This window comes from Myxococcus sp. XM-1-1-1 (assembly GCF_020037095.1).
Taxonomy (GTDB): Bacteria; Myxococcota; Myxococcia; order Myxococcales; family Myxococcaceae; genus Myxococcus; species Myxococcus fulvus.
The window spans coordinates 1-25,656 of sequence record NZ_JAIQDH010000043.1 but is presented as its reverse complement, the minus strand read 5'-3'; the positions used below and the strand labels follow the sequence as shown (position 1 = coordinate 25,656).

26 protein-coding genes and 1 tRNA gene are annotated in these 25,656 nt (G+C 66.4%); 11 read left to right on the top strand and 16 right to left on the bottom strand.

All coding sequences use genetic code 11. From position 1 onward, the window contains the following. Positions 1-55 precede the first annotated feature (55 nt). The 3 genes from K8640_RS41670 to K8640_RS41660 are packed head-to-tail and all read right to left on the bottom strand — an operon-like array spanning position 56 to position 2,405. Positions 56-883 (bottom strand): NAD(P)-dependent oxidoreductase, encoded by an 828-nt coding sequence (locus tag K8640_RS41670; protein WP_223752165.1) that lies wholly within the window; start codon positions 881-883, stop codon positions 56-58. Continuing rightward, positions 883-1,566, bottom strand: a complete 684-nt coding sequence (locus K8640_RS41665; RefSeq protein ID WP_223752164.1) for a TetR/AcrR family transcriptional regulator — start codon at positions 1,564-1,566, stop codon at positions 883-885. Before K8640_RS41665 ends, K8640_RS41670 begins: the two co-directional genes overlap by 1 nt. Continuing rightward, complete coding sequence (locus K8640_RS41660; protein ID WP_223752163.1) at positions 1,563-2,405, bottom strand: enoyl-CoA hydratase-related protein; 843 nt, start codon at positions 2,403-2,405, stop codon at positions 1,563-1,565. The genes K8640_RS41665 and K8640_RS41660 overlap by 4 nt, the downstream gene beginning before the upstream one ends. A gap of 341 nt (positions 2,406-2,746) precedes the next feature. Here K8640_RS41660 and K8640_RS41655 point away from each other — a divergent pair, with 341 nt between their 5' ends. Together K8640_RS41655 and K8640_RS41650 are read left to right on the top strand one after the other, a co-directional pair. Continuing rightward, a complete protein-coding gene (locus tag K8640_RS41655; RefSeq protein ID WP_223752162.1) occupies positions 2,747-3,049 on the top strand; it encodes a hypothetical protein in 303 nt (100 codons plus the stop codon). 61 nt (positions 3,050-3,110) lie between these two features. Then, on the top strand, positions 3,111-3,416 hold the full coding sequence (locus K8640_RS41650; RefSeq protein ID WP_223752161.1) for a hypothetical protein: 306 nt from the start codon (positions 3,111-3,113) through the stop codon (positions 3,414-3,416). A 60-nt stretch (positions 3,417-3,476) separates the two neighbouring features. Here the strand turns inward: K8640_RS41650 and K8640_RS41645 are convergent, their stop codons facing one another. After that, positions 3,477-3,881, bottom strand: coding sequence for a peptidase inhibitor family I36 protein (locus tag K8640_RS41645; RefSeq protein WP_223752160.1), 405 nt, complete (start codon positions 3,879-3,881; stop codon positions 3,477-3,479). 195 nt (positions 3,882-4,076) lie between these two features. Here K8640_RS41645 and K8640_RS41640 point away from each other — a divergent pair, with 195 nt between their 5' ends. From K8640_RS41640 to K8640_RS41630, 3 genes are all read left to right on the top strand, one after another. Next, complete coding sequence (locus tag K8640_RS41640) at positions 4,077-4,889, top strand: M57 family metalloprotease (protein ID WP_223752159.1); 813 nt, start codon at positions 4,077-4,079, stop codon at positions 4,887-4,889. Between the two features lie 581 nt (positions 4,890-5,470). Further along, a complete protein-coding gene (locus K8640_RS41635; protein ID WP_223752158.1) occupies positions 5,471-5,668 on the top strand; it encodes a hypothetical protein in 198 nt (65 codons plus the stop codon). Positions 5,669-5,690: 22 nt separating this feature from the next. Beyond that, entirely contained in the window at positions 5,691-6,056 is a 366-nt protein-coding gene (locus K8640_RS41630; RefSeq protein ID WP_255653895.1) for a DUSAM domain-containing protein, read from the top strand. Positions 6,057-6,162: 106 nt separating this feature from the next. Here K8640_RS41630 and K8640_RS41625 read toward each other — a convergent pair whose 3' ends face one another. Both K8640_RS41625 and folD read right to left on the bottom strand, forming a co-directional pair. After that, positions 6,163-6,753, bottom strand: coding sequence for a hypothetical protein (locus K8640_RS41625; protein WP_223752156.1), 591 nt, complete (start codon positions 6,751-6,753; stop codon positions 6,163-6,165). 142 nt (positions 6,754-6,895) lie between these two features. Continuing rightward, entirely contained in the window at positions 6,896-7,783 is an 888-nt protein-coding gene (folD, locus tag K8640_RS41620) for a bifunctional methylenetetrahydrofolate dehydrogenase/methenyltetrahydrofolate cyclohydrolase FolD (protein WP_223752155.1), read from the bottom strand. A 572-nt stretch (positions 7,784-8,355) separates the two neighbouring features. Between folD and K8640_RS41615 the strand changes: the two genes are divergently transcribed. Next, complete coding sequence (locus K8640_RS41615; protein ID WP_223752154.1) at positions 8,356-9,024, top strand: hypothetical protein; 669 nt, start codon at positions 8,356-8,358, stop codon at positions 9,022-9,024. Between the two features lie 53 nt (positions 9,025-9,077). On the opposite strand, the gene K8640_RS41610 is transcribed toward K8640_RS41615, so the two are convergent. Continuing rightward, positions 9,078-10,241, bottom strand: coding sequence for an alkaline phosphatase PhoX (locus K8640_RS41610; RefSeq protein WP_223752153.1), 1,164 nt, complete (start codon positions 10,239-10,241; stop codon positions 9,078-9,080). Between the two features lie 125 nt (positions 10,242-10,366). Further along, positions 10,367-11,206 carry a methyltransferase domain-containing protein gene (locus tag K8640_RS41605; protein ID WP_223752152.1) on the bottom strand — a complete coding sequence of 280 codons (840 nt, stop codon included), beginning with the start codon at positions 11,204-11,206 and terminating at the stop codon, positions 10,367-10,369. Positions 11,207-11,764: 558 nt separating this feature from the next. Here K8640_RS41605 and K8640_RS41600 point away from each other — a divergent pair. Beyond that, positions 11,765-12,088, top strand: a complete 324-nt coding sequence (locus K8640_RS41600) for a hypothetical protein (RefSeq protein WP_223752151.1) — start codon at positions 11,765-11,767, stop codon at positions 12,086-12,088. Between the two features lie 89 nt (positions 12,089-12,177). Here K8640_RS41600 and K8640_RS41595 read toward each other — a convergent pair whose 3' ends face one another. The 5 genes from K8640_RS41595 to K8640_RS41575 all read right to left on the bottom strand — a co-directional run bounded on the left by K8640_RS41595 (position 12,178) and on the right by K8640_RS41575 (position 17,650). Continuing rightward, entirely contained in the window at positions 12,178-14,100 is a 1,923-nt protein-coding gene (locus tag K8640_RS41595; RefSeq protein ID WP_223752150.1) for an ATP-binding protein, read from the bottom strand. A 673-nt stretch (positions 14,101-14,773) separates the two neighbouring features. Continuing rightward, on the bottom strand, positions 14,774-15,967 hold the full coding sequence (locus K8640_RS41590) for a hypothetical protein (RefSeq protein ID WP_223752149.1): 1,194 nt from the start codon (positions 15,965-15,967) through the stop codon (positions 14,774-14,776). 3 nt (positions 15,968-15,970) lie between these two features. After that, entirely contained in the window at positions 15,971-16,696 is a 726-nt protein-coding gene (locus tag K8640_RS41585; protein WP_223752148.1) for an ImmA/IrrE family metallo-endopeptidase, read from the bottom strand. Then, complete coding sequence (locus K8640_RS41580; RefSeq protein ID WP_223752147.1) at positions 16,696-17,004, bottom strand: hypothetical protein; 309 nt, start codon at positions 17,002-17,004, stop codon at positions 16,696-16,698. The genes K8640_RS41585 and K8640_RS41580 overlap by 1 nt, the downstream gene beginning before the upstream one ends. A gap of 46 nt (positions 17,005-17,050) precedes the next feature. Then, positions 17,051-17,650, bottom strand: a complete 600-nt coding sequence (locus K8640_RS41575; protein ID WP_223752146.1) for an RNA polymerase sigma factor — start codon at positions 17,648-17,650, stop codon at positions 17,051-17,053. Positions 17,651-17,912: 262 nt separating this feature from the next. Here K8640_RS41575 and K8640_RS41570 point away from each other — a divergent pair, with 262 nt between their 5' ends. Then, complete coding sequence (locus tag K8640_RS41570; protein ID WP_223752145.1) at positions 17,913-18,719, top strand: GNAT family N-acyltransferase; 807 nt, start codon at positions 17,913-17,915, stop codon at positions 18,717-18,719. 94 nt (positions 18,720-18,813) lie between these two features. Beyond that, a complete protein-coding gene (locus K8640_RS41565) occupies positions 18,814-20,415 on the top strand; it encodes a DUF6119 family protein (RefSeq protein WP_223752144.1) in 1,602 nt (533 codons plus the stop codon). Positions 20,416-20,466: 51 nt separating this feature from the next. On the opposite strand, the gene K8640_RS41560 is transcribed toward K8640_RS41565, so the two are convergent. Together K8640_RS41560 and K8640_RS41555 are read right to left on the bottom strand one after the other, a co-directional pair. Next, positions 20,467-20,736, bottom strand: a complete 270-nt coding sequence (locus K8640_RS41560; RefSeq protein WP_223752143.1) for a hypothetical protein — start codon at positions 20,734-20,736, stop codon at positions 20,467-20,469. Positions 20,737-21,027: 291 nt separating this feature from the next. Beyond that, on the bottom strand, positions 21,028-21,600 hold the full coding sequence (locus K8640_RS41555; protein ID WP_223752142.1) for a hypothetical protein: 573 nt from the start codon (positions 21,598-21,600) through the stop codon (positions 21,028-21,030). 1,140 nt (positions 21,601-22,740) lie between these two features. On the opposite strand from K8640_RS41555, the gene K8640_RS41550 reads away from it, so the two are divergent. Next, a complete protein-coding gene (locus K8640_RS41550) occupies positions 22,741-24,126 on the top strand; it encodes a B12-binding domain-containing radical SAM protein (protein ID WP_223752141.1) in 1,386 nt (461 codons plus the stop codon). Between the two features lie 51 nt (positions 24,127-24,177). Here K8640_RS41550 and K8640_RS41545 read toward each other — a convergent pair. Further along, positions 24,178-24,255, bottom strand: a tRNA-OTHER gene (locus K8640_RS41545). Positions 24,256-24,321: 66 nt separating this feature from the next. On the opposite strand from K8640_RS41545, the gene K8640_RS41540 reads away from it, so the two are divergent. Further along, the gene (locus K8640_RS41540) at positions 24,322-25,449 is read left to right on the top strand and encodes a site-specific integrase (protein WP_223752140.1); all 1,128 of its coding nucleotides are present in this window, start codon (positions 24,322-24,324) and stop codon (positions 25,447-25,449) included. Positions 25,450-25,656 lie beyond the last annotated feature (207 nt).

The following is a 25,656-nucleotide window of genomic DNA, read 5'->3' as shown; positions in this document are numbered from 1 at the left end:
ACTCCTCCTGCGTCTGGTTTCGCGGCGACTGCGGATGCGGCGTGTGGGGTGCTCCTCAGGGGTCGACGTAGAGGTCGAGGATGACGTCGTCGCCGCCCCCGTAGCGGCTGAAGTCGGTGACGCCCTCGGCGCGCAGCACGTCCTCGTCGATGAAGGTGTGGCCGGTGCAGTCGCGCGGCTTGCGCTGGAGGATGGCCACCGCCGCGTCCGCCATGATGTCGGGCGTGCGCGCGCGCTGCATGGAGTCATCCCCGCCGAGCAGGTTCTTCACCGCCGCGGTGGCGATGAGCGTGCGCGGCCACAGCGCGTTGGCGGCGATGCCCGCCTCGGCGAACTCCGCGGCCCAGCCCAGCGTCAGGAGCGTCATCCCATACTTCGCCACCGTGTACGCCGGGTGCTTGCCCAGCCAGTGCGGCGCCAGGTTGACGGGCGGCGACAGCGACAGGATGTGCGCGTGCGCAGAGCGCTTGAGGTGCGGCAGCGCGGCGCGCGTGAGCAGGAAGGTGCCGCGCACCTGGATCTGCTGCATCAGGTCGAACCGCTTGAGGGGCAGCTCGTCTGTCTTCAGCGGCGCCAGCGCGCTGGCGTTGTTCACGCAGAAGTCGATGCCGCCGAAGCGCTTGACGGCCTGGTCCACCGCGCGCTGGACGTCCGCCTCCTCGCGCACGTCGCCCACCACCGCGAGCGCCTGGCCTCCGGCGGCCTCGATGTCCGCGGCCGCCGTGTGGACGGTCCCCGGGAGCCTGGGGTCGGGCGTGTCCGTCTTGGCCAGGAGCACCACGTTGGCGCCCAGCCTCCCCGCGGCGACGCCAATGGCGAGGCCGATTCCGCGGCTTCCTCCGGACATCAACAACGTGCGTCCCGACAGAGGCTTCTGGCTCATCAGGACTCCTTGTCGCTCGGACCCTCGGACGGAGCGGGCGTGGCTTCCGGCTCCGCGCGGGGCGGCATGTTCTTCAGTTGGGGGATGACGTCGCGAACGAGCGTGATGAGCGATTCGCTCAAGAGCAGGTGCGCCTCCTCGCGCGTGAGCGTCCCGCCGCGAATCCACTCGCGGATGGTGGCCTTCACCATGCCGGAGTAGGAGCGCATCATCGCGCGGTGACGCGCGTCGCTGCCCACCTCCACCTTGAGCCCCAGGAACTCGAGCGTCTTCGCCGCCGCCACGTCGTCCGCGGCGGAGATGATGCGCTCGACCTCCGGGTCCGCGCCGATGCCGCCCACCGCGGTGACGGCCACGTACGTCTTGCCGTGGGTGGCCACCGTGTCCAGGTACCACCGGACGCTGCGCTCCACGCGCTCGCGCAGCGTGCCCGTGTTGCTGACCTTCTCCTCCAGGCCGGGCATCAGGAGCATGCGCTTGACGACCTTGAGGTACAAGTCGCGCTTCTGCCCGAAGTAGTGGTTGAGCAGGCCGCGGGCGACACCCGCTTCCTTGGCGATGTCCGTGGTGGAGACGTCCGCGTAGGGACGCTCACCGAACAGACGCGTCGCGACCTCGAGGATCTGCTCGCGGCGCTCGTCCGGCTCCAGGCGCTTCCAGCGGGGGGCGGGGGAGGGGCTCATGACTTGTGCTCCCGCCACGGCAGGAAGGCCGGCTGGTCCTGCTCCACGGTGCGCGTGAAGGCGGGGGGGCGCTTCTGGAGGAACGCCATCACACCCTCCACGGCGTCCGGGTTCTGTCCCAGGCTCGCGATGAGCTGGCTGTCCAGGGAGAAGGCCTGCTCCGGGCTGGGCAGGGCGCTCATTCGGTAGAGGGACTGACGGATGACGGCCACGGACACGGGCGCGGTGGACTCCACCAGCTCGCGCGCCAGCGCCTGCGCGGCGCCGAGGACCTCGTCGGATTCATGGAGCGAGCGCACCAGCCCCGCGCCGAGCGCCTCGTCCGCGGGGATGAGCCGGCCGCTCACCATCCAGTCGAGCGCGCGGCCCATGCCGACCAGTCGGGGCAGGAACCAGCTGGAGCCGCCCTCCGGGTAGATGCCCCGGCGGCTGAAGACGAAGCCGAAGCGGCTGTCCTTGGCCGCCAGCCGGAAGTCCGCGGGCAGGAGCATCGTCGAGCCCACGCCCACCGCGGCGCCCCGCACGGCGGCGATGACGGGCTTGCGCAGGGAGAACAGGCGGCGGGTCACCCGCGTCGCGGGCTCCACCCACCCCGGCTCGGGCAGGCCTCCGTTGGCGACCTCGAAGGACAGGCCGCTCAGGTCCGCGCCCACACAGAAGTCCTTGCCGGCCCCCGTGAGGATGACCACGCGCACGTCCTCGTTGGCGTCCGCCTGGGTCAGCGCGTCCGCCAGCTCGTCCGCCATGGTGATGGTGAAGCCGTTTCGCGCCTCGGGACGGTTCAGCTCGAGAGTGGCAACCCGGTCCGAGACCGAGGTCCGGATGTGTTGGTAGCTCATGGTGGGGGCCTCATCACTTCGATGAAAGGGATATTGGAGCGCTGTTGGCGGTGTGTCAACAGGGTCGACGCGGCCGGATTCCGAAAGACTTACGACGTGTTGCGTCATCCCGGGGTGACTGTGCTTGGTGGGTGGGGCCGGGGGAACTGCCGCGTGGGTGAAGTCTTGCGGCGGGACGGAACCGCCAGGGCCGCGTCTGTCGTTGCCCTGTATCAATGCTGGGGAGTGGTGTCCGACCCGGCGCGACTGTCTTTGATGTTTCCCGGCCTGGGGTGGATAGTCCCGCCGCCGTGTGACGTGACACGGCATGTCCGAATCCGATGTGTCGTTCTGGAGGCTTCATGAACCGCATCTCGAAGTCGTTGTTCGCGGCGTTGGCGTTGGCCCCCCTTTCGGCGTTGGCGCTGCCGCCGGACTGTGATGTCCGCTGTGTGGCCACCACGCCGTGTCGGATCGTCTGCGCCATTCCCTGGACCATGCAGGTGGTGTCGTGCGGCGTCTGGGTCGAGGACTACGACCCGGGCGCGGCGTGCGCGCCGGGCCTGACGGCGGAGGCAGGTGAGGAGCCGCTGTTCTCGTCCGAGGAGACCGACGAGGTGGATGCGGCCTGGGAGTGCTCCGAGCAGGATGCCGCCGAGCAGTGAGTTCCGTCCCGCTGGGGCGTGTTTGATTGGTTCAACTCGACGTTTCACCCTGGAGGACCCAATGAAGCTCATGTCGAAGACGTTGCTCGCGGGTTTCGCGGCGTGCGTGCTGTCCCCCCTGTCGGCGCTGGCGCTGCCGCCGGACTGTGATGTCATCTGCGAGGAGTTCGAGGCGTGTGACACCACGTGCGCCGTGCCCTGGACCACGCGCATCATCAACTGCGGAAGGTGGCAGACCGAGTACCACCAGCCGGGGACGTGCACGCCGTACCTGGTGGACGGGGAGGGCGAGGAGGAGGTGCTGATGTCCTCCGAGGACGTCGACGCCTCGTGGGAGCGCGCCGCCCAGGACGTCTCCGCAGAGTAGCGTCGTCGTGAGGCGGTGCGCCAGGGCGGCGACTTCGTCCCTGGCGCACGCCTCCCCGATTCAGAAGACGAAGACGCTCTTGGGCGCGAACTCGAGCGGGCTCAGCCACTCGCCCGGCAGGAGCGTCACGGGGTAGCCCGAGCAGTCTTCGTTGGGGAACAGGTACGCGTTCTGGGTGCCCCGGTTGATGGCGGACTCGGCGCGACCCTCCCAGCCGTGCTCGGGCAGGCCCACGCAGGTGGACGTGCCCGGAGGCCAGGCCCGGACGTTCCACACCGCGCCGGTGTAGTCCTCTCCATCGAACAGGCAGAGCACGTCCGAGAAGGGACAGGGGTTGGTGTCATCGGCCGAGGCCTCGGCCGGGGACAAGAGTAGCGAGCCCGTCGAGAGCCCCGCCACCGTGAGAAGGGCGCCGAGGCTCCAGGAGCCCGCGCGCGTGAGACGACGGAAATCGAGCCAGTTCATACAGGTGTCTCCTCTGCCCGCCATGGGCGTTTGCCGCGGGCACATGGTGACATGGCGTTGCCTGGGTCAAAGCCCGGCCTGCGCGTCTGCGATTGCGTCCATCCGCTGGTGGACTTCCCGTGGCCCGTCGGTTTGGATTGATGCCGTGCCTCTGTAAATGGCACGCCCACCTCGAACGCTGACCGGGAGAAGTCGATGGCGAAGAAGGCGATTGCTGCTGCATGGCTTTGCTGCGCGTGGATGGCCGGCTGTGGGGATGTCGAGCCGGTGCTCGCGGACGAGACGCTGGAGACGGTCGAGAACCTGGTGGCGGCGGGGTTCCGGGGCGAAGACATCCAGGTGGTCGACGGCGTCGTCCAGGTAGGGGGCGACGCGGTGGTGAGTCTCGAGGCCTCACGGGAGATGCTCGACACGGGAGGCTCGAAGGCGGAGCACTACCGGACGACGAACTTGGTCTCCAGCGCGGTGAGGAAGGTCACGGTCCAGCTCCCGTCACCCATCGCGTCGACGATTGCCGCGGGCCTGGCGGAGGCCGTCGCCAACTACAACGCGTTGGGGCTTCGTCTTACGTTCTACACCGCCAATCCGTGCCTCACAGACCCCTCGGCGTGTCCGCCCGGCAGCCACGCCACCATCAACGTGGTCGTCAACTCCACGCTCCCCAGCGGCCCGAGCGGGGCGAGCGGCTATCCCTCCGGAGGGTTGCCTTATCCGACCATTTGGATCGGCACGGGCCTGTCCACGTACCCGCTGGATGTCATCGAGCACGTCCTCACGCATGAGATTGGCCACACGATTGGCTTTCGCCACACGGACTTCTACAACACCGCCATCAGCTGCGGCGGCACGCCCGTGCGCGAGGGCGCGAACCCGGGAGGCGCCATCCTCATCCCCGGGACACCCTCCAGCGCGACGCCGGGTGGGTCCATCATGAACACCTGCGTGCCCCTGGGCACGAACGGGGAGTTCACCTCGACGGACATCGCGGCGCTGAACTTCATGTACTGAGCCGGGGCGCTCGGAAGAGAGGCACTCCGACCGCGCTCGTCGTCGGTGCGGCCCGGAGTGTCGTGGGGTCAGAAGCTGCGACCCACGTGAAGCCCAATGCGTACAACTGCCTGCGGTTCTCGACTCTCGCGTAGAGGGTAGAAGCTCGCCGTGCCGCACGTCACCAGGAAGACTCGCCCTGCGCGCCGGCGGCTGTCGGGCCTATCGCTGCGGCGCATGCGGCACCAAGCCCCGAGCGTCAGCGCGGCCCTCCAGTACGACGGCGCGCGTTCCCCTTGAAAGGTGCAGGGCCCCGCTATCTCACTGCTCCAGGCAAGACCTATCAATCAGGTCCATCATTGGTTACGTTCGAGCCTGTGCCTGCTCCCGGAGAGACGTGTCGCGAATGGGCCGCGGTAACGGTGGCAGTCGGCCTCACGCTCGGGTGTGCATCCACGGAGCACGCCCGCTCTGGCGCGAGCGGGCCCTACGCGCAGGCCACATGCACGGATACGGTGACCTGTTGCCTCCAGCGCAACGTGGGCAACCCCGAAGCCTGAGGCCTGACGGCAGCGGAGGCCGGCAAGTACATCGGCGCGGCGATGGCGCTCGATGAGTCCGGCGAGAAGAGCGAGGAGAAGGGTGACCCGGACGAGGGGTGGAAGCAGCAATGCATGGACCTCTACGTCCTGTGCAAGGACCAGAAGAAGCCGCGCTGGACAGGTGACTGCTATGCGTGCTTCCGAAACTGCGAGGGGCAGCGCCAGTGGCCCTTCAACCTGTGCCGTCAAGGCCGGTGAGGCTTAGCCAATGCCCACGCCAATGAACTGGGATGACATCCATGACCTCGAGCGCCGCGTGCTGAAGGGCGGCGAGGAGTTGGTCTTGACGGACGAGCTGAGGGACACCCTTCGCGTCCGCGCGGCAGAGGTTGCACTCCCCGCGTCCGCTACGGAGCAGGCCCTCCAGACCGACGCGACAGCTCGAGTGCTCCTTGAGGAGATTGCCCGCCGCATCCGTGAGGGCTCCCTCCGACTGGGGCGCGTGCTGATTCAGGCCAACAAGTACCAGCAAGCCGGCAACCCAGAGGCCGCCCGTCGTCTCTTGGAGGACGTCCTGGATGTCGAGGTCGTGCCGCTCTACCGAGACCAAGCGCAAATCAGGCTAGAGACCCTCGACGACGAGTAGCTCCCGGCGCCCCTTCTCGCGGGCAGGAGTCCCTTGGGCGAAGCGTCCGTCAAACCACTCCGAGGGCCCGCGCCCGTCGCCAGCAGGGCCCGGAGCGCCGTGGGCGTCAGAAGGTGCGACCGAGGCCGAGCACCGCGGCGTCGTTGACCCGGCCCACCGTGGGCATCAATCCCAGGGGGAGCCGGAGCTGCGGGCCTCGCGAGGACGCGAGCTGGGCCTTCCGGGTGGGGCGCGGGCCGCCGCGCTGGGCCTGTCGACAGGACGCCTGGTCGACGCAGCCACCGTAGTCCTCATAATCCTCGTCGTCCTCCAGGTCCGCGAGCAGCTCCAGGTAGCCCAGGCCGAGCGCCGCGCCGACCACGATTCCGCCCAGGATGGCCTTGCCGCAATCCCCGTCGCCCACCGCGCCGGAAGCGCAGACGGCGATTCCCGCGACGAGCCCTCCGCCCGTGAGGATCAGTGGGACGAGCCAGACATGCGTGGGGATGAACGTGTCGTCCTCGTAGACGTCGGCCTGCAGGGCCCGCAGGCGATTGCCCTCCGCCATGACACCCCTCGCGGAAGGCGAAGACATCAGCCGCAGGGCCCTGGACTGGTGGCGCGGCGAGAAGTCGAACGGGCGGGGCGCGGCGTGGACGGTGCCCGGCGTGAACAGCCACAGGCACAGCCCGGCGAGGGCGAGGACATGTTTCGTCATGGTGGGGAGTCCGTGAATGGCGCTGACCGGCCGTCGCGCCGGCAAACGTGCGGTACTCGACGCAAGCCGCGTCGATGTATTCACACTGCGTCGCGCCCAGGCGCGCACCCCGGGATGGGGCGCGCCGGACTCCCCGGTGTGGCTATGCGCGGCGGGTCTGGGCGGACTGTCGCGCGGCCTGGAGCGTGTTGGCCAGGAGCATGGTGATGGTCATCGGGCCCACGCCGCCGGGGACGGGGGTGATGGCCTCGGCGACCTGGCTGACGCCGTCGAAGTCGACGTCGCCCACCATGCGGAAGCCGCGCGCGGAGCCGGGGTCCTCGACGCGGTTCTGTCCCACGTCGATGACCACGACGCCGGGCTTCACCATGTCGCGGGTGATGAGGTTCTGCTTGCCCACCGCGACGATGAGGATGTCCGCCTGGCGGGTGAAGGAGGCCAGGTCCGGCGTATGCCGGTGGGTGATGGTGACGGTGGCGTCGGGGCCGGGGGCCATGAGCAGCGAGGCCAGCGGCTTGCTGACGATGAGGCTCCTGCCCACGATGACCACGTGCTTGCCTCGGGTGGGGACATTCTCCCGGCGCAGCATCTCGAGGATGCCCGCGGGGGTGCACGGGATGAAGGCGCGGGGGTCTCCCACGAAGGCCAGGCCCGCGTTGCGCGGGTGGAAGCCGTCCACGTCCTTGTCCGGGTCGATGTGCTCCAGGACCGCCTTGTAGGGAAGGTGCGCAGGGAGGGGGAGCTGGACGAGGATGCCGTGGACGGCGGGGTCCTGGTTGAGCCGGTCGATGACGGCGAACAGCTCCTCCCGGGAGACGTCCTCGGGCAGGTTGAGCGTCTGCCCGCGCATGCCGAGCGCCTCGCACGCGCGCGTCTTGCTCGCCACGTAGGCCTGGCTGGCGGGGTTGTTGCCCACCAACACCACGGAGAGCCCCGGGGTGATTCCCTGGGACTGGAGCTCGGCGACCTGCTGGGCCATCTCGGCCCGCATCACCCGGCTGATCTCGGTTCCATCGATGTTCCGCGCCATGGAGCGCTCCATACGCCAGTTTCCCGCCCGTGCCGCGCCCTTTCTGGGAGGGGCGACGCCTGGTCGACGGCTCGGCGTGACGGGCTGACACCCTCGGGACACACCCGGAGCGAGAGGCCCCCGGTTGGGACTGGATGTATCGAGGGCCCGCGGGCTCGCCGCCAAGGGGACGTGCTGGGCGGGCTCGACGCCGCATCGCGCGCTCCGCTCCCTCCTCCGAGGCCTGGGGCCGGGAAAGGGGCGGCGATGCGGCGTGTGGCGTCCTCGCGCGATGCCTGACCGGCGGGCTCCCGGTGCGTCGGTCGGGTGCTCGTGTCTCGGTTGTGACAAGTGGTGTTACAGATGAAGACTGACAGGGGTGACTTGGCTGTGGCGTGGGGCGCTACAGTTTCAATGTGTCATCAGATATCCGGGACGTCGCTGTCAGACGTGTAGCGTCGAGCGTCACAGGTCGGAATGGGTTGTTGTGGAATGTTGATGTTGTGTCTTGTTTTTGAGTCATCAATCACAGCAAAGTGCGCGCATCACCTGGAGGTCGTATGCACGCTGCTTCTTCATCGTCTCGTGGACGCATGGGTCTGTCTCGTCTTGGCTCGCTGGTGGCCGTCGCCGCCGTGGCGCTCGTCCTGGGGGCGCCGGTGCGCGCCGAGGCCCAGTGTACGAGCTGGCCCACCAACACCACGGTCACGCCGGGGACGTCGTACGCGGACACCATCAACGTCTCGGGCCTGGCCTACGGGACGTACATCATCACGGCGTCGTTCTCTGGCAGCGCGGGCCTCATCAACCTGGCGTTCAGCGCGGCGCCGGGCGTGAGCTGGAGCAACGGGACGAAGGGCTTCATCGGCTCTTCGACGACGCTCTACCTGAGCTTCATCATGGCGTCCGGCGCCCTGCCGGGTCGTTACTCGACGGTGACGATGAACGTCGCCAACACGGCGGGTCAGACGGTGTGCAGCTCGAGCTTCATCGTGGGGGTTCCCGGTGACGCCTGCCCCGGTGACGTGAGCTGGCTGGGCAACACCATCAAGGCGGGCTTCGATAGCGCCAACTGCTACGTGGCCGCCGTCCCCGCGCAGGACGGCTCGCCGTTCATCCACGCCAACAACTATTACGTCACGCGCGGCCCGAACAACGTGTGTGAGTACGGCTGGTTCGACGGCGCCAACTGCTACCTGGGCACGCCGCCGCCCGGGAAGTCCGCCTTCATCTGGGGCAACGCGTTCTACTACTCGCCCTGAGGCGAGAGGACTCCCCGCGCGATGTCGGCCACCGCGCGGGGAGTCGCGTCCGTTCAGCGGAACGGCCCGCTCACCTCGAAGGTGACGCCGGTGGTGCCGTCCGTCCCGCGCTGCGAGCTGAAGTACAGCCGCCGACCATCGGGGCTGAAGGCGGGGCCGGTGAGCTCGGAGCCCGAGTGTCCGTCGAGCTGGAGGAAGGGGGCCACGGTGCGCTCGGGGCCCGGGGTGATGAGGCACAGTTGCAAATCACCGCCGTCCTCGGCGACGAAGAGGTCACCCGAGCGGGACATGGTGATGTTGTCCACGCCTCGGAGCGGCGAGTCCGGGTAGAGGTCGTCGTCGTAGATGATTTCGACCTGGCCGGTGGCGGGGGTGTGGGCCCACACGCGGTTGTCGCCCTTGGTGGTGAAGTAGACGGTGCCGCTGTCGTACCAGCAGCCCTCGCCGCCGTTGAAAGCGGTGGTGAGGAAGCGCTCGAGCTGGAGCGAGGCGGAGCGCGACGCGGAGACCTTCACCCAGGTGAAGCTCGCGGTGCCGTCCAGCGCGTTGCCGTGGAGCTTCGCGGCCTCCAGTCGTCCGGCGCCGAGCGAGGGCCACTGTGAGGGCGTGAAGCGGTAGAAGCGGCCATCGGGGCGGTCCTCGGTGAGGTAGAGGCGTTGGCCCACGGGGTCCACCGCCACGGCCTCGTGGGTGAAGGCGCCGAGGGCCGAGCGGCGCTGGCCCTGGGAGGGGGCACGCGGGTCGCATTCCCAGACGTGGCCCAGGTCCCACTCCTCGCACGACAGCCAGGTGCCCCACGGGGTGGGACCTCCGGCGCAGTTGATGCTCGTGTTGGAGAGGATGCGGTAGGCGTCCACCACGTTGCCGCCGCCGTCGAAGCGGATGGAGGACACACCGCCCAGGAGGGGAATCTCGCTGTTGGAGACGTAGACCCAGCCTCCGTCACCGGTGTCGAAGCACGCGCCGCCGTCCGGCGCGAGGTGCCAGGTGTAGCCCGTGCCGGGGACGTTCTGTCCGGTCCGGGCGATGATGCGCGAGGTGAAGCCCGCGGGGAGCCTCAGGCCCTGGGCGTCGGGTGAGCCTGAGATGGCGCCATAGGGGCCGGGCCCCGGTCGGGCGGGGACGGCATAGGCGGCGCGCCAGAAGCCGGGTCCCAGGACCAGGATTCCACTGCTCATCGCGGTGAGTCGAAGGAAGTTCCTGCGCTGCATGGGCATGTCTCCAATCGCCAGGAGGGCGAAGGAGATTGAGTCGCACGGCGCGCCGCGCCCACCGCATCACGAGTCGGTGACCTTGTCGCGTGGACGACAAGGCCACGCATTCGTCACCTCAACCCCTGCCTTCAGCGTCGAGGGCCGTGTGCCGTCACCTGCCTCATGCTCCAGTGGCAGGAGATGTTTCCAGCGGAGTCCCGCAGGGGCTCCACGGCGGAGAGGAAGGCCTTGCGGACGTCCTCGCGGGTGGTGGGGGAGAGCTGGTCCGCGTCATAGGTCTGGGCGAGCGAGTCCCAGACATGCTCCGGGGAACCGCCGTCCTGGACGAGGAGGTCGAGGACGTCGACGTGTTGGAAGGCGAGGCCGAAGAGCTGCTGGAGTCCCTCGGTGGAGCGGAAGCGCTTGTCGCCGAGGCTCAGCAGGGGACGCGGCTGGGCCTCGATGGCGGGCTTCATCAGCTCGCGGAACACGGCCAGCGAGCCCGTGGGGGCGAAGCCTCCGCCGACGACGCAGGACAGCTTGCCGTCGGGCTTGAGCGTGCGGCGGACCTCGGAGAGGACCTGTTCGCAGTCGTCCATCAGCATGAGGGCCAGGTGGCTGAGCACGACGTCGAGGCTGTTGTCCTCGAAGGGGAGTGACTGCGCCAGTCCCTGATGGAGCGAGGCGGCGCCCTGGAGTCGGGTCTGGGCGTGGGCGAGCTCGTCGGCGCTCATGTCGAGGCCGAGGAGTCGGGGGCGGTGAGGCCCACGCTGGGTGAGCAGCTCCAGCAGGTAGCCATCACCGCAGGCGAGGTCGAGCACGGTGTGTTCGCGCGAGTCCGAGGGGACTTCGGCGGCGAGCAGCGCGTAGGTCGAGTCGAAGCGGTGGTCGCCTCGAGTCACGGGCGTTCGGGAGAACCACCGCGCCGTCACTCCGGCGAGGCGGCGGTGGTAGTCGAGGAGGTAGGACTCGGTCTCCGAGGGCGGCATGGTGGCGCGTCATACCATGCAGGCCTCGGACCCCGATGCGCGTCACCGCGGGGCGAGCGCTAGAAGGTGGCGGGAACCGTCGGAATGCGTGCCTGTCGAGTGGCTTACGCCCGCCATGGCCTGGACACGGGGCGCGTGGCTCCTTCGGAGCGAGGCCCCGGTGCGTGGTCATCCCTGCGTGACGCCGCGCGCGTCAAGTTTGGCCGACCGCGTCACATGGACGCGCGGGCCAGGAGGGCTCTCGCCTCCAGGTCTTCGCGGGATTGGATGGTTGACTGAGGCAACGACTATCACGCCATCGGATTGCATTTCCATGAGAGTCGTGGTTTGCTTGTCTTGCTTCCGCTGAGGTGGGCGAGGGCACCGCGAGGAGGTCGGCGGCGGCCGTGCCTTGTTTTGTGGCTGCGCCTCGCGAGGCGGAGCAGTCCATGTGCCCGGCTCGTCCGAGCATGGCTTCACGGCGTCACGGGTCGTGACGTCGGTGGTCGAGGTGTGTCGTTTTCCAGGAGTGTCTTCAACTGAGGCGGCTTGGCCGTCTCTTCATGCGAGAGGTGTATCATGATGGGAATGAAATGGATTGCTGTCACGGGTTTCGTCGCGGCGCTGCTCACGGGCTGTGGTGGGCCTCTGGATGACGTCCAGCAGGCGGACCCCGGGCTGCCGCAGGAGACGACGGAAGAGGTGATGTCCGTCGGCGACAGCAAGGACGGCGTCGAGGCCATGAAGAACTCGAAGGGGCAGTGCTGCAACGCGCGGTGCCGCAACGCCATCACGCGCTACTACAATGTCCAATTGGTGGACGGGCAGTGCACGGACTGGATGAATGGGTTCTGCTGGGACCGGGGCGGGCTCGACGACGCCTGGTGGGGGAGTTGCAGCTAACCGGTTCGCGGAGCGCCGAGGCTTGCTTTGACTCGGCCCATGACCACGTCGTGCCCGGTGTCACGCGGGCACGACGTGGAGTGCCGTGCTCAATCGACGAGCAGGCGTTTCACGGGCGCGGGGTCGACGGCGACCATGAGCGGGCGTGCGAAGTTGCTGAAGGACACCAGGGCCTGTCCTGGCGCGAGCCGTGTCACGCGATTCCAGAGGCTCTCGTCGATACTGCCCACGGTGCGTTGCATGCGGGAGATGACGGTGCTGTCGGTCATCTTGTGGATGATGAAGTTGTTGAGCAGGCCGAGCACCTCGTTGGGGAGGTGTTGGGGGAGCTGGGTGACGAAGACGAGTCCGAGCCAGCGCTTGCGGCCGCGCTTGGCGATGCGAGCCACCTGTTCGAAGAGGACGGGCATCTGGCTGATGCGGCTGGCGGAGAGGAACTCGTGGGCCTCCTCGATGATGATGAGCACGGGAGGCACGGCCTGGTCCTGGGCGTTGGCCTTCTCGTAGCGGACCTCCTGGGCTTCCTGGAGGCCGCGGAGGACATCCGCGATGACCAGGTTGTTGAGCTGTGGCGAGTCCGTGTCCGACAGGTCGATGACGGAGACGCGGCCCGGAGCGAGCATCGAGTTGTAGGCGGGGCCGGGCACCGAGCCCATGTCGAAGATGTTGAGCCGGCGCAGACGGTGGAGCTTGCCGTAGAGCGTCTTCCAGCTCACCGCGTTGCGGCTGCTCTGGGCCATGACGCGTCTCATGACGGTGCCACGGTTGGCCTTGAACTCGCTCTGGAGCACGGGACCGGTGGGCGCCGCCGCCTCTTCGGTCTCTTCCTCTCCCTCGGAGGTCTCGGCTGTCGTCTCCCTGCGTCGGCTTCGTGAGCGGCTTCGAGTCGTCTCCCCTCGGTTCTCGTCGCCCAGGCTGTAGATGTAGGCGTTCACGACATCCAGCAGGTGCTGGATGGTCATCTTCGGATAGCCCGTGGACATCTCGTCGACTTCGAGTGCCTGGCGCCTCTCTTCGTCCGTCTGCGGGAAGAGCTCGAAGTCCTCCAGCAGTTGCTTGGTGACGTCGTAGGCCTTGAGGAAGCGCTCCTGCTGGGCATCCGACAGGCCGAGAATCTCCGCGAGGGCGTAGGGCGAGAGGCTAGAGAAGTTGAGGGAGAAGCGGTGCAGGTTGCGGTGTCGGGGGTTGCGGCTGGTGCGACCGATGAGGTGGTGGATGTGCAGGTCGCGGACGCCCTCGGCCTGCTGGCCCCGGCGCTTGAGGGCCTCGAGCATGGGCTCATGGTCCGTGGGTTCGTCCACGTGGGTGTACTCACCCTCCACGTCGAACACGATGGTGGCGATGCCTTGGGACTGAGCGCGGTGGACGAGCGTGGCCACGGTGGTGGACTTGCCGCCGCCCGTGGTCCCGATGATGCCGGTGTGCCGGGGGAGGACGGACTTGTCGCTAGGACTGATTCGAGCCTCCATCTGCTCGTAGCCGACGACGACACCCAGGGACATGTCGCCACCGACCCCGAGCACGCGCTCGCTCTCCTCATCTGTCAGCACGAACACGGGGCTCTGGGGGCGGGGACGGAAGCGGGGCGGCTTGAGGGTGCCTTCCACTTCTTCGCCGAGCAGTTCCACCTCCGCGCGACCGTGGTAGTCGAACGTGTATGTGAGCTTCTTGCCGTGCGTCACGACGCCGACGGCCATCGTCGAGTTGGCGGGGACCGCGTTGGGTTCGGCGAAGGGGCCCTTGACGACGACGCCCAGGTAGGCGCGGCCATCCTCGCGGGACTTCACTCGCACCAGCGTCTGGGACGCGAGCAGGTGCAGGTCCGCGCGGGTGAGCAGCACGGTGAGCAGGTTGTCCTCGCTCGACGCCGTGTCGAAGTGGGTGAAGCCCGCGGCGGACTCGAGCTCCGGGTCGACTCGCGTCGCCGAGGAATCGTTCTTCAGCTCCTCGAGCGCGGCACGGGCCGAGGCGGGCGTCTCGCGGATGACGCTCTCAGACCCGCTGGGGGGCATCGAGGGGCCCCTCGCCGAGAGAGGGACGGGAGCGCGCGTCGAAGCAGGGGAGGTGGCTCCCGGGGCACGAGAGGCACCGCCTGTGTCGGCGGAGGTTCCAGCGACAGGGGCGGGGCCTCCTGATGCGCGAGACGTGACGCCTGCGCCAGGAGGCGCTCCCATGGAGCGCGATGCACCCTCCGCGCTCGAGGTCGGAGGCCCGGAGACGTTCGAGGGGCCTCCCGAGGTGCGGGACGGGCCCTCCGCCCCCGAGTTGGTTGAAGGACCACCCGAGGCACGGGAGGCGCCGTTCAGGGCGGACGAGGTGGTTGTCGAAGCAGGAGGCGATGAGCCGGGGGAGGGCGCTTTCGTGGGCGGCGGCGCCCCAGGAGGCTCGGCGCGGTCCGATGCCTGCACCGATGACGGGGCACGTCCGACGGACACAGGAGGAGGGTTGGGCCGGTGAGCCGAGCCATTCGGAGGCGGAGGGCGGCCGGCCGCGCCGTTGGGAGTCGGCTCTCGCTGCGCGCTCGGCGGTGGGGTCCTCGTGGCGCCGTGAGGCGGTGGCGTGCCGTTGCGTGGAGGTACGGCACGTGCGCCATTCACTATCTGGAGGGAGGGAGACTTCCCGTTGATGTTGCCTGCACCCTGCGGCCTCGGTTCCTTGCCATCGTTGGACATCCGTGGTCCCCCCTTAACGGCGCATCCCGCGCTCGGTCATGAACTGCAGATTGGCTCCGGCCTGGGTGTAGGCGTCCTCGACGAGCCCCAGGAAACCATCGACCCCGAAGACACCGCGGCACGTCACCGCCGCGACATCGAGGAGCATCGGGAACCCGCGCTCGGGGCGCAGGATGCTGTCGGCCATGGCCACCCAGGCGGCCTCGTGGGCGTGGTCCTTGTGCGCGTAGAACAAGCGCGGCGCCGAGTGGTCCGATACGCGGAAGATGCCTTTGACGACGCAGGGGCTCGAGTCTCTCACGAACTTCCAGGCGCGGTGCTTGCTCCGTCCGCCGTACTCCCAATTGCGGACGATCTGCGTGCCCTCGCGTTTGAGTGTCTCCAGGAGGGCATACTCGCCAGCGTCCAGCGCGAGTCCCATCGTGAGGAATCCCCTGTCGGTGAGGGAGTCGGAGACGTAGACGAACTTCTTGTGCTCGTGGATGAGCCGCTCGAGCACCGTGAGTGAGCGGTCCAGGAGTGACATGTACCCCGAGCCGGAGAGCAGCTCGTGGGCGCACGGATTGCCGGAGCCCATGCGCCACTCCGCGGTGGCCTTCTCCACGAGCGCGGCGCGCTCGGCATAGGCCTGGATGCCACGGCGGGCCATGCGCGACAGGGTGTCCTGCTTGCCCTGATAGCGGTTCTGGCGCATGTCGATGAAGTCCATCGCCTCCTGGAGGGGGTTGCTGGTGTTCTGGGACGCCATCTCCTTGCGGAACAGGCGTTTGGTGAAGGCGCCCGAGGTGCCCTGGTAGCTGACGATGCCGACGCCAATCTGGGAGATGCCGATGGGCAGGCTGTCATGGGAGACGTGGGTTCCGGTCACCGCGTCGACCTTGCTGCGAAACAGCAGGCGCTCGTGGACGAGGGACAGGTCTTCTGGCGTGACCTTGTAGACACCGGCGTCCGGGAAGGCATCGGGGCGCGTGGCCAGCCGAGGGAAGAGCTCGCTGCGGACGATGGCGCGCAGCTCGCCCTCCTTGTGGACGGCGCTGGCGATCTCCCGGCGGAACCGCTCCATGATCTTGTCGAGGTCGAGCCCCGTGGACCACCGGTCGAGGTCCAACGTCGAGGCGAGGTCCTCGCCGAACGCCGAACGGTAGTCCGCATCGCCAAACAACTCTTCCTTCAGTTCGTCCGCCTCGGGCGGCAAGTCACTCGACATGGATTACCCCTCCTCCACTCCCAGGAACTCCGCGATGGAAAAACGGGACACGCGCAGCCGCCGCCGAAGCCCATCGACGTATTCGGTGGCTTTCTCCACCGGCAGGTGGAACTGGAACCGCAGGCTGTTGATGGCGTCCTCCCGCGAGTGCTGTTTCACGAGAGGCAGGACGCGTTCCACGGGCGCCAGCAGCTCGAGGGCGACCCGGTCCGCACGGTGCTCGGCCACGACGACGTCCCGGCTGGCGTAGCCCCCCGAGCCATCACGGGCCATGAGGTCCGTGCGCAGATTCAGTGGGACCTGTTCGAAGAACAGGGTCAGGGCCTCCTCGGGAGAGGGGGCCCGCTCGCCATCGAGGACCGGGAGTATCTCAGGGCCGAAGATGCTCAGGGCTCGTCTGCGGGGGAGCCACTCCTCCAGGACGAAGTGTGCGACCTCGTGGACGATGGTGAAGCGCTGCTCCGCTTCCTTGCGCTGATTGTCAAAGAAGAGGATGCCGTGTCCGCGCCACCAGGCCATGAAGCCATGGAGGTCATGATCTTGTGTCGTGAACCACTGCCCCGGGCTCCGGCGAGACAGCCAGTCCTGGGCTGTCTGCGGAGTGAACCTGGGGAGGGCAACGGGGCGGATGTGGAACTGGCCACAGAAGCAGTCGAGCAGGTCATGGACGGACGCATGACAGTCCTTCAGTGCACAGGCCTCCACCGCTTCTTGCAGCCAGCTTTCCATCACGTGTCCGTTTCTTCATCCGGGAGGTGGTCTTGGGCCGCCATCCGGATGGGGGTCGTCGACCCGGTTCGTGTGCCGTTGGAGAAGACATTGATGACGTCGACGTGGCGAATCACCTGCATCAGCGTCAGACGGTCCACTCCGAACTTCTGGGCGATGGCAGTGCACTGCTCGCTGAAGCTGTCGCCTTCGGGGCGTCGGCACAGGGACATCCAGTGGAGCGTCTCCTGGGTGCACCCCAGCTCCTCCGCCAGCGTGTCCTCGCTGATGCCCTCGATTTGTCTGTACTGCTCGAATGTGTAGGCCATTGACCAGGGCTCGCTCCGGCCGCGTCGGGCCGCTCGCTCGAGCCATTCAGGATTCGTCATCTCGGTCCTCCTTTCCGAAGCGCTCCAACCTCTTCATGACGCGGTCTCGATTCCGCTTCACCTCGCGCTTGCGGTCCTCATCCGACATAGGGGGCAGCCCTATGGCCTGGGCGAGGACGCGCGTGGAGCGCTCCCCTTGGAGGATCAGTCCGATGAGCACCTGGTCTCGCTCTGGTACTCCCTCATTTTCGATGCGTCTCACAGCGAGCCTGGCCTCCACGGTGACCTCCAGGCTTTCTTTCGGTGCCCTCGCGCGAAGTTCGAAAACGGCCCCGAATTCCTGGTCCCGGCGGTTGCTGGCCTCTCGGGAGCGATAGCGATCCGTGAGGTTCTTCTTGGCGGCCGCGGCCAGGTAGGTGGACAGCCGACCTCTTTGAGGGACGAACCGCTCAGGATGGTCCAGGTAGTCGTAGATGACATCGATGACTGCGTCCCAGGCCTGTTCCTTGGAGTAGATCGGGTTCCTGCACAGACGCGCAGTGATTGGGTCGACGAAGACCTCGAAGACCTCCTTGTGCGCCAATGACTCATCCTTCAGGACGCGCTCGTGAAGCTCCTGCTCCTCCGTTGGTGTTGGAAGTCTCATCCCCACTCCTCGCCGGGAACACATGCCCGCTCTCGGGTTGACATCGAACTGTGTGTCCTTTCGTTACCGGCTCGGTGAGTTCGACGGCCCGTGTCTCGCTCACGTCCGCACAAGGTTGGTCGCGGAGCGAAGCAATGTCTGTACCTCCCGGGTGGTATGGCTCGCGGTGGACGAGACATGGGGTGGTGGGCGCAGTCGGGGCGGCGGCGCCGAAGAAGGGGGACGGGGTCGGTATGTCGCCGGCCTGTTTCAGGAGGGACCCATGACGTCCATGCACTGCCGAGTCGCCACCACCCAGCGCGAGTTGGATGACGCGCTGCGGATCCGCTGGGCTGTTTTCGGAGGAGAGCTGCGCTTGCTGGGGGGCAAGCCGTCACCGACGCGGCGCGAGGTGAGCTGCTTCGACACGCTGGAGACGACGGTGCATCTGGTGGTCTACGCGGACCGGGCGCCGGTGGCGACGCTGCGGATGTTGTTGACGAATCCGGAGGTGGCGCTGGCGACGGGAGGGCGGCTTGGGGTGGAGATGGAGCAGAAGCTGGACCTGTCGAGCCTGGTGGGGCCGGGGCGGGTCATCGCGGAGACGGCGCGCTTCTGCGTGCTGGAGCAGTGGCGGCACACGGAGGCGGTGGCGCACCTGCAGGCGGGCATCTACGCGGAGAGCCGGCGGCGAGGTGTGACGCACTGGGTTGCCGCGGCCAACATGGACACGGACTCACATGAGGACGCGCGGCTGATTGCGTGTGTGGCGGAGCACCGGGGTTGGGTGAGTCCGCGTTGGCGGGTGAGGTCGACGGTGCCTCATGAGTCGCCCGCGATCCCCAGGAGCCCGTTCTACACGCCGGCGGAGCGCGAGCGGGCGGGGCAGGGGTTGTTGGCGGGATTGCGGATGCCCCGGGCGCCGTCGCTGTTCGCCAGGAAGATGGGCGCGCGGTTCGTGGGGCAGCCGCTGTACGACGCGAGCTTCCACCGTTTCACGCTGCCGCTCGTGGCGGCGCTCGACGAGATTCCCGCGAGCACGTTGGAGCGCTTCCGGGCGCTGGATGGTGTGTTTCGCCGCGCCGGCTAGCGCCACCCCGTGCGTACCCCTGGGGTGGTAGAGACATCCCAACCCCTGAGGCCCATCCTCCAGATCGAAACACGACATTCGATTGGGGGAGTGAATGGCCACGAAGAAGGCTCAGTCGCGGAAGCGCGTCAGACATCTGACCGCTTTGCTGATCAAGAGTGAGTTCAAGAGTCCCAAGGACTGTCTCAAGGACCCTGCCTCGGTGACTCAGATAGGGGTGAAGCGCGGCCTTGGTTTCACGGGGGAGTTCTACGTGCAGTCCAAGCGCGCCAGGTCCGCTGCCTGGATGGGCTTCGTGGCGCCGATGCTGGAGGGGCGCCTTCCGGAGCTGAAGAACGACAACATCAGTGCGGTGCTCTTTGTTCGTGTCCAGAAGCGGTGGATGGTCTTCACGCAGGGGCACGGGAGGAACTTGCTGAAGGTCGACTGCTTCGAGCGGGACTTCGGCATCAAGGTGGTGCTGAACTCGGTGGACCCGAAGCAGCTCCGGAGCGTCGATGTGCGAAGCGTCGAGAGCCTGACGACGCAGACTCGGAAGCAGCTGAGTCGGAACTCACCGATGACGGAGTTCGCGCTGAACCTGCATCAGGACATCCCTCGGGTCATCGCCGGGAAGCCCATCGACGAGGCGTTCGCGAAGTTGATCGCGGGCTCGGACTCCTTGTCGTTGAGTGCCAAGCTGGAGGTCGAAGACCTGGGGGCGAAGTGCGAGGAGCTGCTGGCGGCTTACCAGAGCAACGCGTACCGGGAGCATTTCCCCTGGTTCGACCAGCTGCGGGCCGTGCGCGACCCGTCAGTGATCGCGAGTCTCTCCATGGTGCTGCTCGAGACGATCCGCTCCAAGAAGCACGATGACCTGCATCTGGCCCCTCCCGACATCATCGATTGGCACGAATCGTCGGGGCTCTCCTTCTCCACGGAGGCTGAGCCGACTCCGCGCCATGAGTTGCAGATGGAGGAGTATCTCCGCACGGTGGACGAGGACGAGCTCTCGTTCGAGAAGCTCAAGCGAGATGTGGTGAGGCTCCATGACACGCGCTCGGAGGTCCCGCTCTCCAAGTGGAGTGTGTTCGACACTCTCGTCTTCGAGACGGAACTGGAGGGGAAGGTCTACGTCCTCTCCGGAGGAGACTGGTTCCAGGTCGACAAGACGTTCGCGGATGGAGTGAAGACGAAGTTGGGACAGATTTCCGCTTCAAAGCTCGTGCTCCCTCCGGCGGGGAGCGAGCAGCACGAGGACGACTACAACAGCCAGGTGGCGAAGACCTCGAAGAACTACGCGCTGATGGATCGGCGAAACGTCTTCGTGGATGGGAGCAAGACCCGAATCGAAGTGTGTGATCTGTTCACGAAGGATTGCCAGTTCGTCCATGTGAAGAGGAAGACGCGCTCCGCGACGCTGAGCCACCTCTTCGCGCAGGGTGTTGTATCCGCCGACTCGTTCTGGATGGACCGGGAGTACCGGAGTCACACCCGGAATCAAGTCGTGAAGGGGCAGCCTGCGCTGGGTACGTTGATTCCCGACGCGAGGCCTGACCCCTCGAAATTCGAGGTGGTATTCGCCATCATCACCAAGCGAAAGTCGAACTGGCCTCACTCATTGCCGTTCTTCAGCCAGCTCAATTTGACCTATGCCCATGACAAGCTGATGCGGATGGGCTACCGGGTCTCGCTCTTGAGGGTCGATGAACGGTGAATGCCCGGGCGCGCTGAAGTCTCCAGCGCGGCCCTAGCTTTCGTCGTCCGGTTATCGGACGTGCATCACGGCACGGGGGCCGCAGTGATGACATTGGCCGCGCCCGGCGTCACGGTTGAGCGCCACGGCGTCCGCGGAGGGGCTCGTCGCGTTGCCGCCGTGCTGGATGAAGTCCGAAGTTCCTCGCTGGAGGGTCTTCACTCCAGGACGGCCCGCGAGGGGACCGACGACCGCGGCCGAGCCCGCAACGAGGTACTCTCCCGCGCCCAGCATGCCGACCTCCGCGAGGTCGATCTTCTGCGAGAGAGAATCCGCCCGCATTGCGTATGTCTTACCCCTCGCTGGGTGGGAGGAACGCAGGCGTCACTCTGTCGTGATGCTTTGTGATGAAACATCGTTGTTGCGATTCTCTGTGTCACGACCGAGTGGCGGAATCTGTGCGTCGCAAGCACTCCAAGTACCCTGGGACGGAGTGAAGGCGGATTCCACCCCGTCTTGAAGCACAATCCCTGAGCGACAGCTTTGGCGGTGCCTGGGACTGCCCGGAGTCTGGGCGCGGGGAGCGGACCTCGCTCCAGGGAATACGGGCCTCGCCCTGTGGGCCGCGTCGGTTTACTTGAACAGGTCAGGCGCCCAGAGAGCCAGCTGTGAGCGCAGGGCCCGGCCCAGGCTTTCCTCGTCGGTAAACTCCGTCAAGGGCCACGCTTTGAGATGAAGGCCATCGGCGAGCGATAGGTGACGAGGATGCGCAGCGCGCAGTCCATTCCATTCGGCCTGCGCGGGATAGTGGTTCACGAGCAGATCCTCCAGCCACTCACCCTCTTTGTATTCACTCGAGAGCGCCTGGGGGATGACGGGTAGGGAGGGCTCGGCATACGCGAGTACAAGCAGGGCGTGGGTTGCGCTCTTGGGTCGGAGATGTACTTCCACCACGATGAAGGCAGAGACCGTGCCGTCAGGGCGTTTCTTCGGCGCATAGAGTCGCCCCACGGCCTGTTGATTCCAGGCGGCGGGCGCATCGAGATTCCTGGCACGATGGAGTTCGACCTCGTTTCCATTGATGGGGGCGATTCCTGCATCCGCGAACAGGGTATCGCAGGCCACAAGAAGGGTCCGGACCTGCTTGTAGATGTCGCTGATGAAGCAAGACGCCTGGTAGATTTTCTCGCCGAGATTCGGATCCACATTCAAGCCCCTCTCCGTGTCTGGTCCTTCCAGAAGGTTGCATCCGCAGGAAGAGACGGCGCGGGCATCCGCTCGAAGAACTTCCCGTCCCTGGTGGATTGGAAGAGTCGTTCTGTTTGAAACAGGCTCCACGCGAGGGTCGGTGCGTGCCATCCCGTGAAGGTTGAGAGTCCACGCCGTTCGAGCACTCGTCGAAGGTCCGAGAGGAGGACGGACACATCGGAGCCGACTGCCTCCTGCGGAAGGAGGGGAGTCAGTTGACGCCACGCGAGCCAGTAGAGGTCAATTGATGCCGTGGGATGGCGGAGCTGGAGACTTGCTTCTAATTCGTCTCTTGGCGCAGAGGCGTGCGCGGTCAGATAGATGAGACTCCGTCGGTGCACGGCTTCTGGAGGGTAGGGGCGTGGGCGCACGGCATCGGCCGCGAGTGCATTCATGTAATCGGCCAGCTGGTCTCCTGTGGGAGTGGTGGCCTCCAGCGCTGTTCCGGAGGCATCGCTGAGTGCCCCGCTCTTACCCGATTCATACTTGCACTCGACGCCCACGACGTGAATGCCCGTGAGCCATGGAGCAAGATCAGGACATCCAGCTCTCGCCGGTTCAAGCGTGGCCAAAAACGGATGTCCGCGCGGTCGAAGGCTTCATCAATCAGCTCAGGCGAAGAGTCCTCCGCTCGGAGGCACCGTGAAAGCCAAGGAATCAGCAGTTTCGAATGTTCCACACAGCGCAGGAGGCCAAAGACGTTCGACGTCAGGACATCTTCCATGCGGTCCCGCGCATTGGTTCCATCCCCGAGCTTCCCGTGAAGTTCTGCTGCGAGCATCGTTGCCTCACTAAATTCGAGGCGGAAGCATACCCGATTCACTGAGCGGAGCGCATGGGTGTGAATCGGTGGTGTCGATGTCTTTCTGGGCTCGGACTCTGTCTGAGGCAAGTGGGCCCGGGTCAAAACACAACACGGGGTCGCCGGTGGCCGGGGCGCGAGCCACCCAGCCTGTCAGGGTGGTGAGTCGATGTAGGGGATTCGATTGGGGGCAGGTGCCAACAGTCGATTGAATTCCAAGGGTCATGCTGCGTCTGGGTTGACTGTCATTGTCGCCATCGCTGAACATTTCGCTCGAACCAGGTTCGGGGGGACTCATGTCCATTCAAGGCGCGGAGGCTCATTTCGCCTCTTCTCGGGCTCGTCGGGTCGTCCTGGTCTCCATCGATTGGACCCGAGAAAAGGATCCCCGGGTTCCGCTGGGGCATGCCTCCATCGTCGCGGCGCTGCGGAATGCGGGGATGGACGTGCGAGAGTTCTCCTTCGCCATCAATCAACCTGGCTTCAGCGCCGCGAGCGTTCTCGAGAGAATCCTCGAGAATGCCCTGAGCCTCGCACCGGAGATGGTGGACGTGGGCTTTGGTGTCTACGTGTGGAACGACCAGGTGGTGAAGCGGCTCCTGGTCATGCTCCGGCAGAGAGGATTCATGGGGCGCATCGTCCTCGGTGGGCCTCAGATTTCATACGCGGGAGTTGGCGTTGAGCGTTTCTATGCAGAGGCGGATGTATTCGTGCGCGGGTATGGTGAAGAGGCCATGGTGGCTCTCGCCGCGACCTCCGAGCGCATTCAGGTCATGGGTGTCCACTGGGCGGGGCAGACTGACTCCTGCCTGCAGGCCGAGGCAAGGTTGGACCGGTTGGCATCGCCGTTCCTGGAGGGAGTGATCGAGCCTTCCGTCCGGCAACGCTTCATCCGTTGGGAGACCCAGCGCGGATGCCCCTTCCGATGTTCGTTCTGTCAGCACCGCGAGGCAGGCAGTCGACTGCGTCGCCGCGACATTCCTCTGGCCCGGCTGGAGCAGGAGATTGATTTGTTTGTGCGCGCGGGTGTGGACGACATCGCCGTGTTGGACCCGCTCTTCAATCTCGGGAGCCACTCCCTTGCTGTTCTGGGGGCTTTCCGGCGACTGGAGTATCGGGGGCGGCTGTCATTGCAGTGCCATTTCTCCACGCTGGATGATGAGTTCCTCGATGCGTGCGAGGGGCTTGATGTGCGGCTCGAGTTCGGCCTCCAGACCATCCATGAGCAGGAGGCGCGAGCGGTAGATCGGAGCAATCAACTCAAGCGCGTCGTGGAGGGCATCCACAAGCTCCACGAACGAGACATTTCGTTCGAGGTTTCCGTCATCTTTGGTCTGCCCGAGCAGACCTTGGAGTCGTTTCGTGGCACGGTTGATTTCTGCCTTCGACAACGGATTCCCGTGGTGAAGGCGTTCCCCCTGATGCTGTTGCGAGGGACCCCGTTGGAGCGAGATCGCGCGAAGTGGGGTCTGGTCGAGAACGACGCGCCCATCCCCAGTGTCATTCGCAGTCGAACGTTCGACGAGCAGGCGTGGAATCGGATGGCGGCAATCGCCGAGGCCCTGCGTCAGACCGAAGGGAATCATCCATCCTGTGTCCAGTCACTGGACGAGCGGATGGCGCCTACGGCTGGTTTGCGAAGGGGTGGTCACCTTCGCTTCAGCTGCCCTGACGCCTGCTGAGGCGCGGCCTCTGCCATTTCACAGGGCACAAACCTCTGAGTTCGCTATCGGTAGAGCATGAGAATCGAACTCACCAAGGACTGCTCTCGCAGCCCCTCACCGGTTTTGAAGCTTGGTCCTGTTCCCTCTGAAAGCCGTGCGGAATATGCCTCGTGTACGTAGGTTGTACGTAGTACGTAGAACGAGGACGAGGCGATGCCGCAGTGGACTGGAAAGTGGGCCGGTGGCCGGACGTACCTGAACAAGGCCGGAGAGACGATCTACCAGCTGGAGCGGTCCGTATCCGGCGTGAGGTACAGCATCAAGCTCGATGCTGGGAACGAGCGGGCAGCGCTCGCGGAACTGGCCCTCTTCGACCGAGACCCTCACGGGTACCGAACGCGAAACCACGCGGTGGCCGTTATGCACGGCGGCGCCGTCTACTTGGACGAGGAGGCCGTGCAGGGATTTTTGACGCACCTGGCCGCAAAGGGTCGAACCGAAGGTTACCGGCGAGACGCGCGAACGTACCTGTCGCAATGGGCTGTGGTGCTGGCCGGCAAGGACCTGGGTTCCGTCACGCTGCTGGAGTTGCGCCGCGCGCTCGCCCGGTGGGACACGGCCAAGAAGATGCGGATCATCATCCTCAAGAGCTTCTTCTCGTGGCTTCGTGAGGAAGACCGCATCAAGGCAGGTGAGGACCCCTCGCTGGGCATGAAAGTGCCGCCGGCGGTGGCGGAGAAGGGCCTGCGGGCCAAAGGCTACAGCATGGCGCAGGTCGAGAGGCTGTACGGCGCCCTCAACTCGCAGGTGGTTCGCGACGTGCTGTGCCTGCGCGCCAAGACCGGGATGCACAACTCGGAGATCGAGCGCCTGGCCTCTGGCAAGGGGGAACTGCGCGTCATCAACGACCCGTCCGGTATCGCGGGCACCGCACGCTTCCTGCACAAGAACGGCCGCGTCCACATCATCAGCCTCGACGCCCAGGCGCTGGCCGCGGCACAACGACTTCAGGCTCGGGGCTCGGCTCCCAGCAGGAACACCGTGCGCGAATCCATTGGATACGCCTCGGCCCGCATCGGCCAGCAGCCTCTTAACCCCGGTGAGTTGCGGCACAGCTTCGCGACGTGGGCCAAGAACGAGGGGACGGTCGTGAAGGCGACTCAGGGCGGTGTGCCGCTGGACGTCGTTGCGGCGGTTCTCGGCCATCAATCCACCCGGACCACCTCCAAGTTCTACGATGGGACCGAAGTCCCACCGATGATCACCGTTCCCCTCAAGCTGCACCATCCGCAGGACCCGGCGGTGATTCACCCGCTATCAGCCCTCGCCGTTCAGGGGTAGGGCAAGGATGGAGGCACGAAGGCTCGCCGCACTACGGCGACCGTGCGGTCGTCTGGGGCGCCCCGAACTCGGTTCGCGGGTGCCGGAGCCCAGGGCGGTCAAGTCCCGAATCGTGTGTAGTTGTTCGGAGGGGGGTTCGGGGGAGGAATGCTCCTTGGCGGGGTCAAGCAGCGGCAGTGTCTGGGGTTGAGTTGAGCAGGGTCATGT

Bases quoted from the DNA above. Each gene is read 5' to 3' on its own strand.
- K8640_RS41645 (WP_223752160.1), bottom strand. From the start codon at position 3,881: ATGAACTGGCTCGATTTCCGTCGTCTCACGCGCGCGGGCTCCTGGAGC.
- K8640_RS41585 (WP_223752148.1), bottom strand. From the start codon at position 16,696: ATGGAAAGCTGGCTGCAAGAAGCGGTGGAGGCCTGTGCACTGAAGGAC.
- K8640_RS41540 (WP_223752140.1), top strand. From the start codon at position 24,322: ATGCCGCAGTGGACTGGAAAGTGGGCCGGTGGCCGGACGTACCTGAAC.
- K8640_RS41590 (WP_223752149.1), bottom strand. From the start codon at position 15,967: ATGTCGAGTGACTTGCCGCCCGAGGCGGACGAACTGAAGGAAGAGTTG.
- K8640_RS41605 (WP_223752152.1), bottom strand. From the start codon at position 11,206: ATGCCGCCCTCGGAGACCGAGTCCTACCTCCTCGACTACCACCGCCGC.
- K8640_RS41610 (WP_223752153.1), bottom strand. From the start codon at position 10,241: ATGCCCATGCAGCGCAGGAACTTCCTTCGACTCACCGCGATGAGCAGT.
- K8640_RS41660 (WP_223752163.1), bottom strand. From the start codon at position 2,405: ATGAGCTACCAACACATCCGGACCTCGGTCTCGGACCGGGTTGCCACT.
- K8640_RS41635 (WP_223752158.1), top strand. From the start codon at position 5,471: ATGGCGCTCGATGAGTCCGGCGAGAAGAGCGAGGAGAAGGGTGACCCG.
- K8640_RS41630 (WP_255653895.1), top strand. From the start codon at position 5,691: ATGAACTGGGATGACATCCATGACCTCGAGCGCCGCGTGCTGAAGGGC.
- K8640_RS41570 (WP_223752145.1), top strand. From the start codon at position 17,913: ATGACGTCCATGCACTGCCGAGTCGCCACCACCCAGCGCGAGTTGGAT.
- K8640_RS41670 (WP_223752165.1), bottom strand. From the start codon at position 883: ATGAGCCAGAAGCCTCTGTCGGGACGCACGTTGTTGATGTCCGGAGGA.
- K8640_RS41655 (WP_223752162.1), top strand. From the start codon at position 2,747: ATGAACCGCATCTCGAAGTCGTTGTTCGCGGCGTTGGCGTTGGCCCCC.
- K8640_RS41600 (WP_223752151.1), top strand. From the start codon at position 11,765: ATGATGGGAATGAAATGGATTGCTGTCACGGGTTTCGTCGCGGCGCTG.
- K8640_RS41650 (WP_223752161.1), top strand. From the start codon at position 3,111: ATGAAGCTCATGTCGAAGACGTTGCTCGCGGGTTTCGCGGCGTGCGTG.
- K8640_RS41625 (WP_223752156.1), bottom strand. From the start codon at position 6,753: ATGACGAAACATGTCCTCGCCCTCGCCGGGCTGTGCCTGTGGCTGTTC.
- K8640_RS41580 (WP_223752147.1), bottom strand. From the start codon at position 17,004: ATGGCCTACACATTCGAGCAGTACAGACAAATCGAGGGCATCAGCGAG.
- K8640_RS41550 (WP_223752141.1), top strand. From the start codon at position 22,741: ATGTCCATTCAAGGCGCGGAGGCTCATTTCGCCTCTTCTCGGGCTCGT.
- K8640_RS41640 (WP_223752159.1), top strand. From the start codon at position 4,077: ATGGCGAAGAAGGCGATTGCTGCTGCATGGCTTTGCTGCGCGTGGATG.
- K8640_RS41575 (WP_223752146.1), bottom strand. From the start codon at position 17,650: ATGAGACTTCCAACACCAACGGAGGAGCAGGAGCTTCACGAGCGCGTC.
- folD (WP_223752155.1), bottom strand. From the start codon at position 7,783: ATGGCGCGGAACATCGATGGAACCGAGATCAGCCGGGTGATGCGGGCC.
- K8640_RS41595 (WP_223752150.1), bottom strand. From the start codon at position 14,100: ATGCCCCCCAGCGGGTCTGAGAGCGTCATCCGCGAGACGCCCGCCTCG.
- K8640_RS41665 (WP_223752164.1), bottom strand. From the start codon at position 1,566: ATGAGCCCCTCCCCCGCCCCCCGCTGGAAGCGCCTGGAGCCGGACGAG.
- K8640_RS41615 (WP_223752154.1), top strand. From the start codon at position 8,356: ATGGGTCTGTCTCGTCTTGGCTCGCTGGTGGCCGTCGCCGCCGTGGCG.
- K8640_RS41560 (WP_223752143.1), bottom strand. From the start codon at position 20,736: ATGCGGGCGGATTCTCTCTCGCAGAAGATCGACCTCGCGGAGGTCGGC.
- K8640_RS41565 (WP_223752144.1), top strand. From the start codon at position 18,814: ATGGCCACGAAGAAGGCTCAGTCGCGGAAGCGCGTCAGACATCTGACC.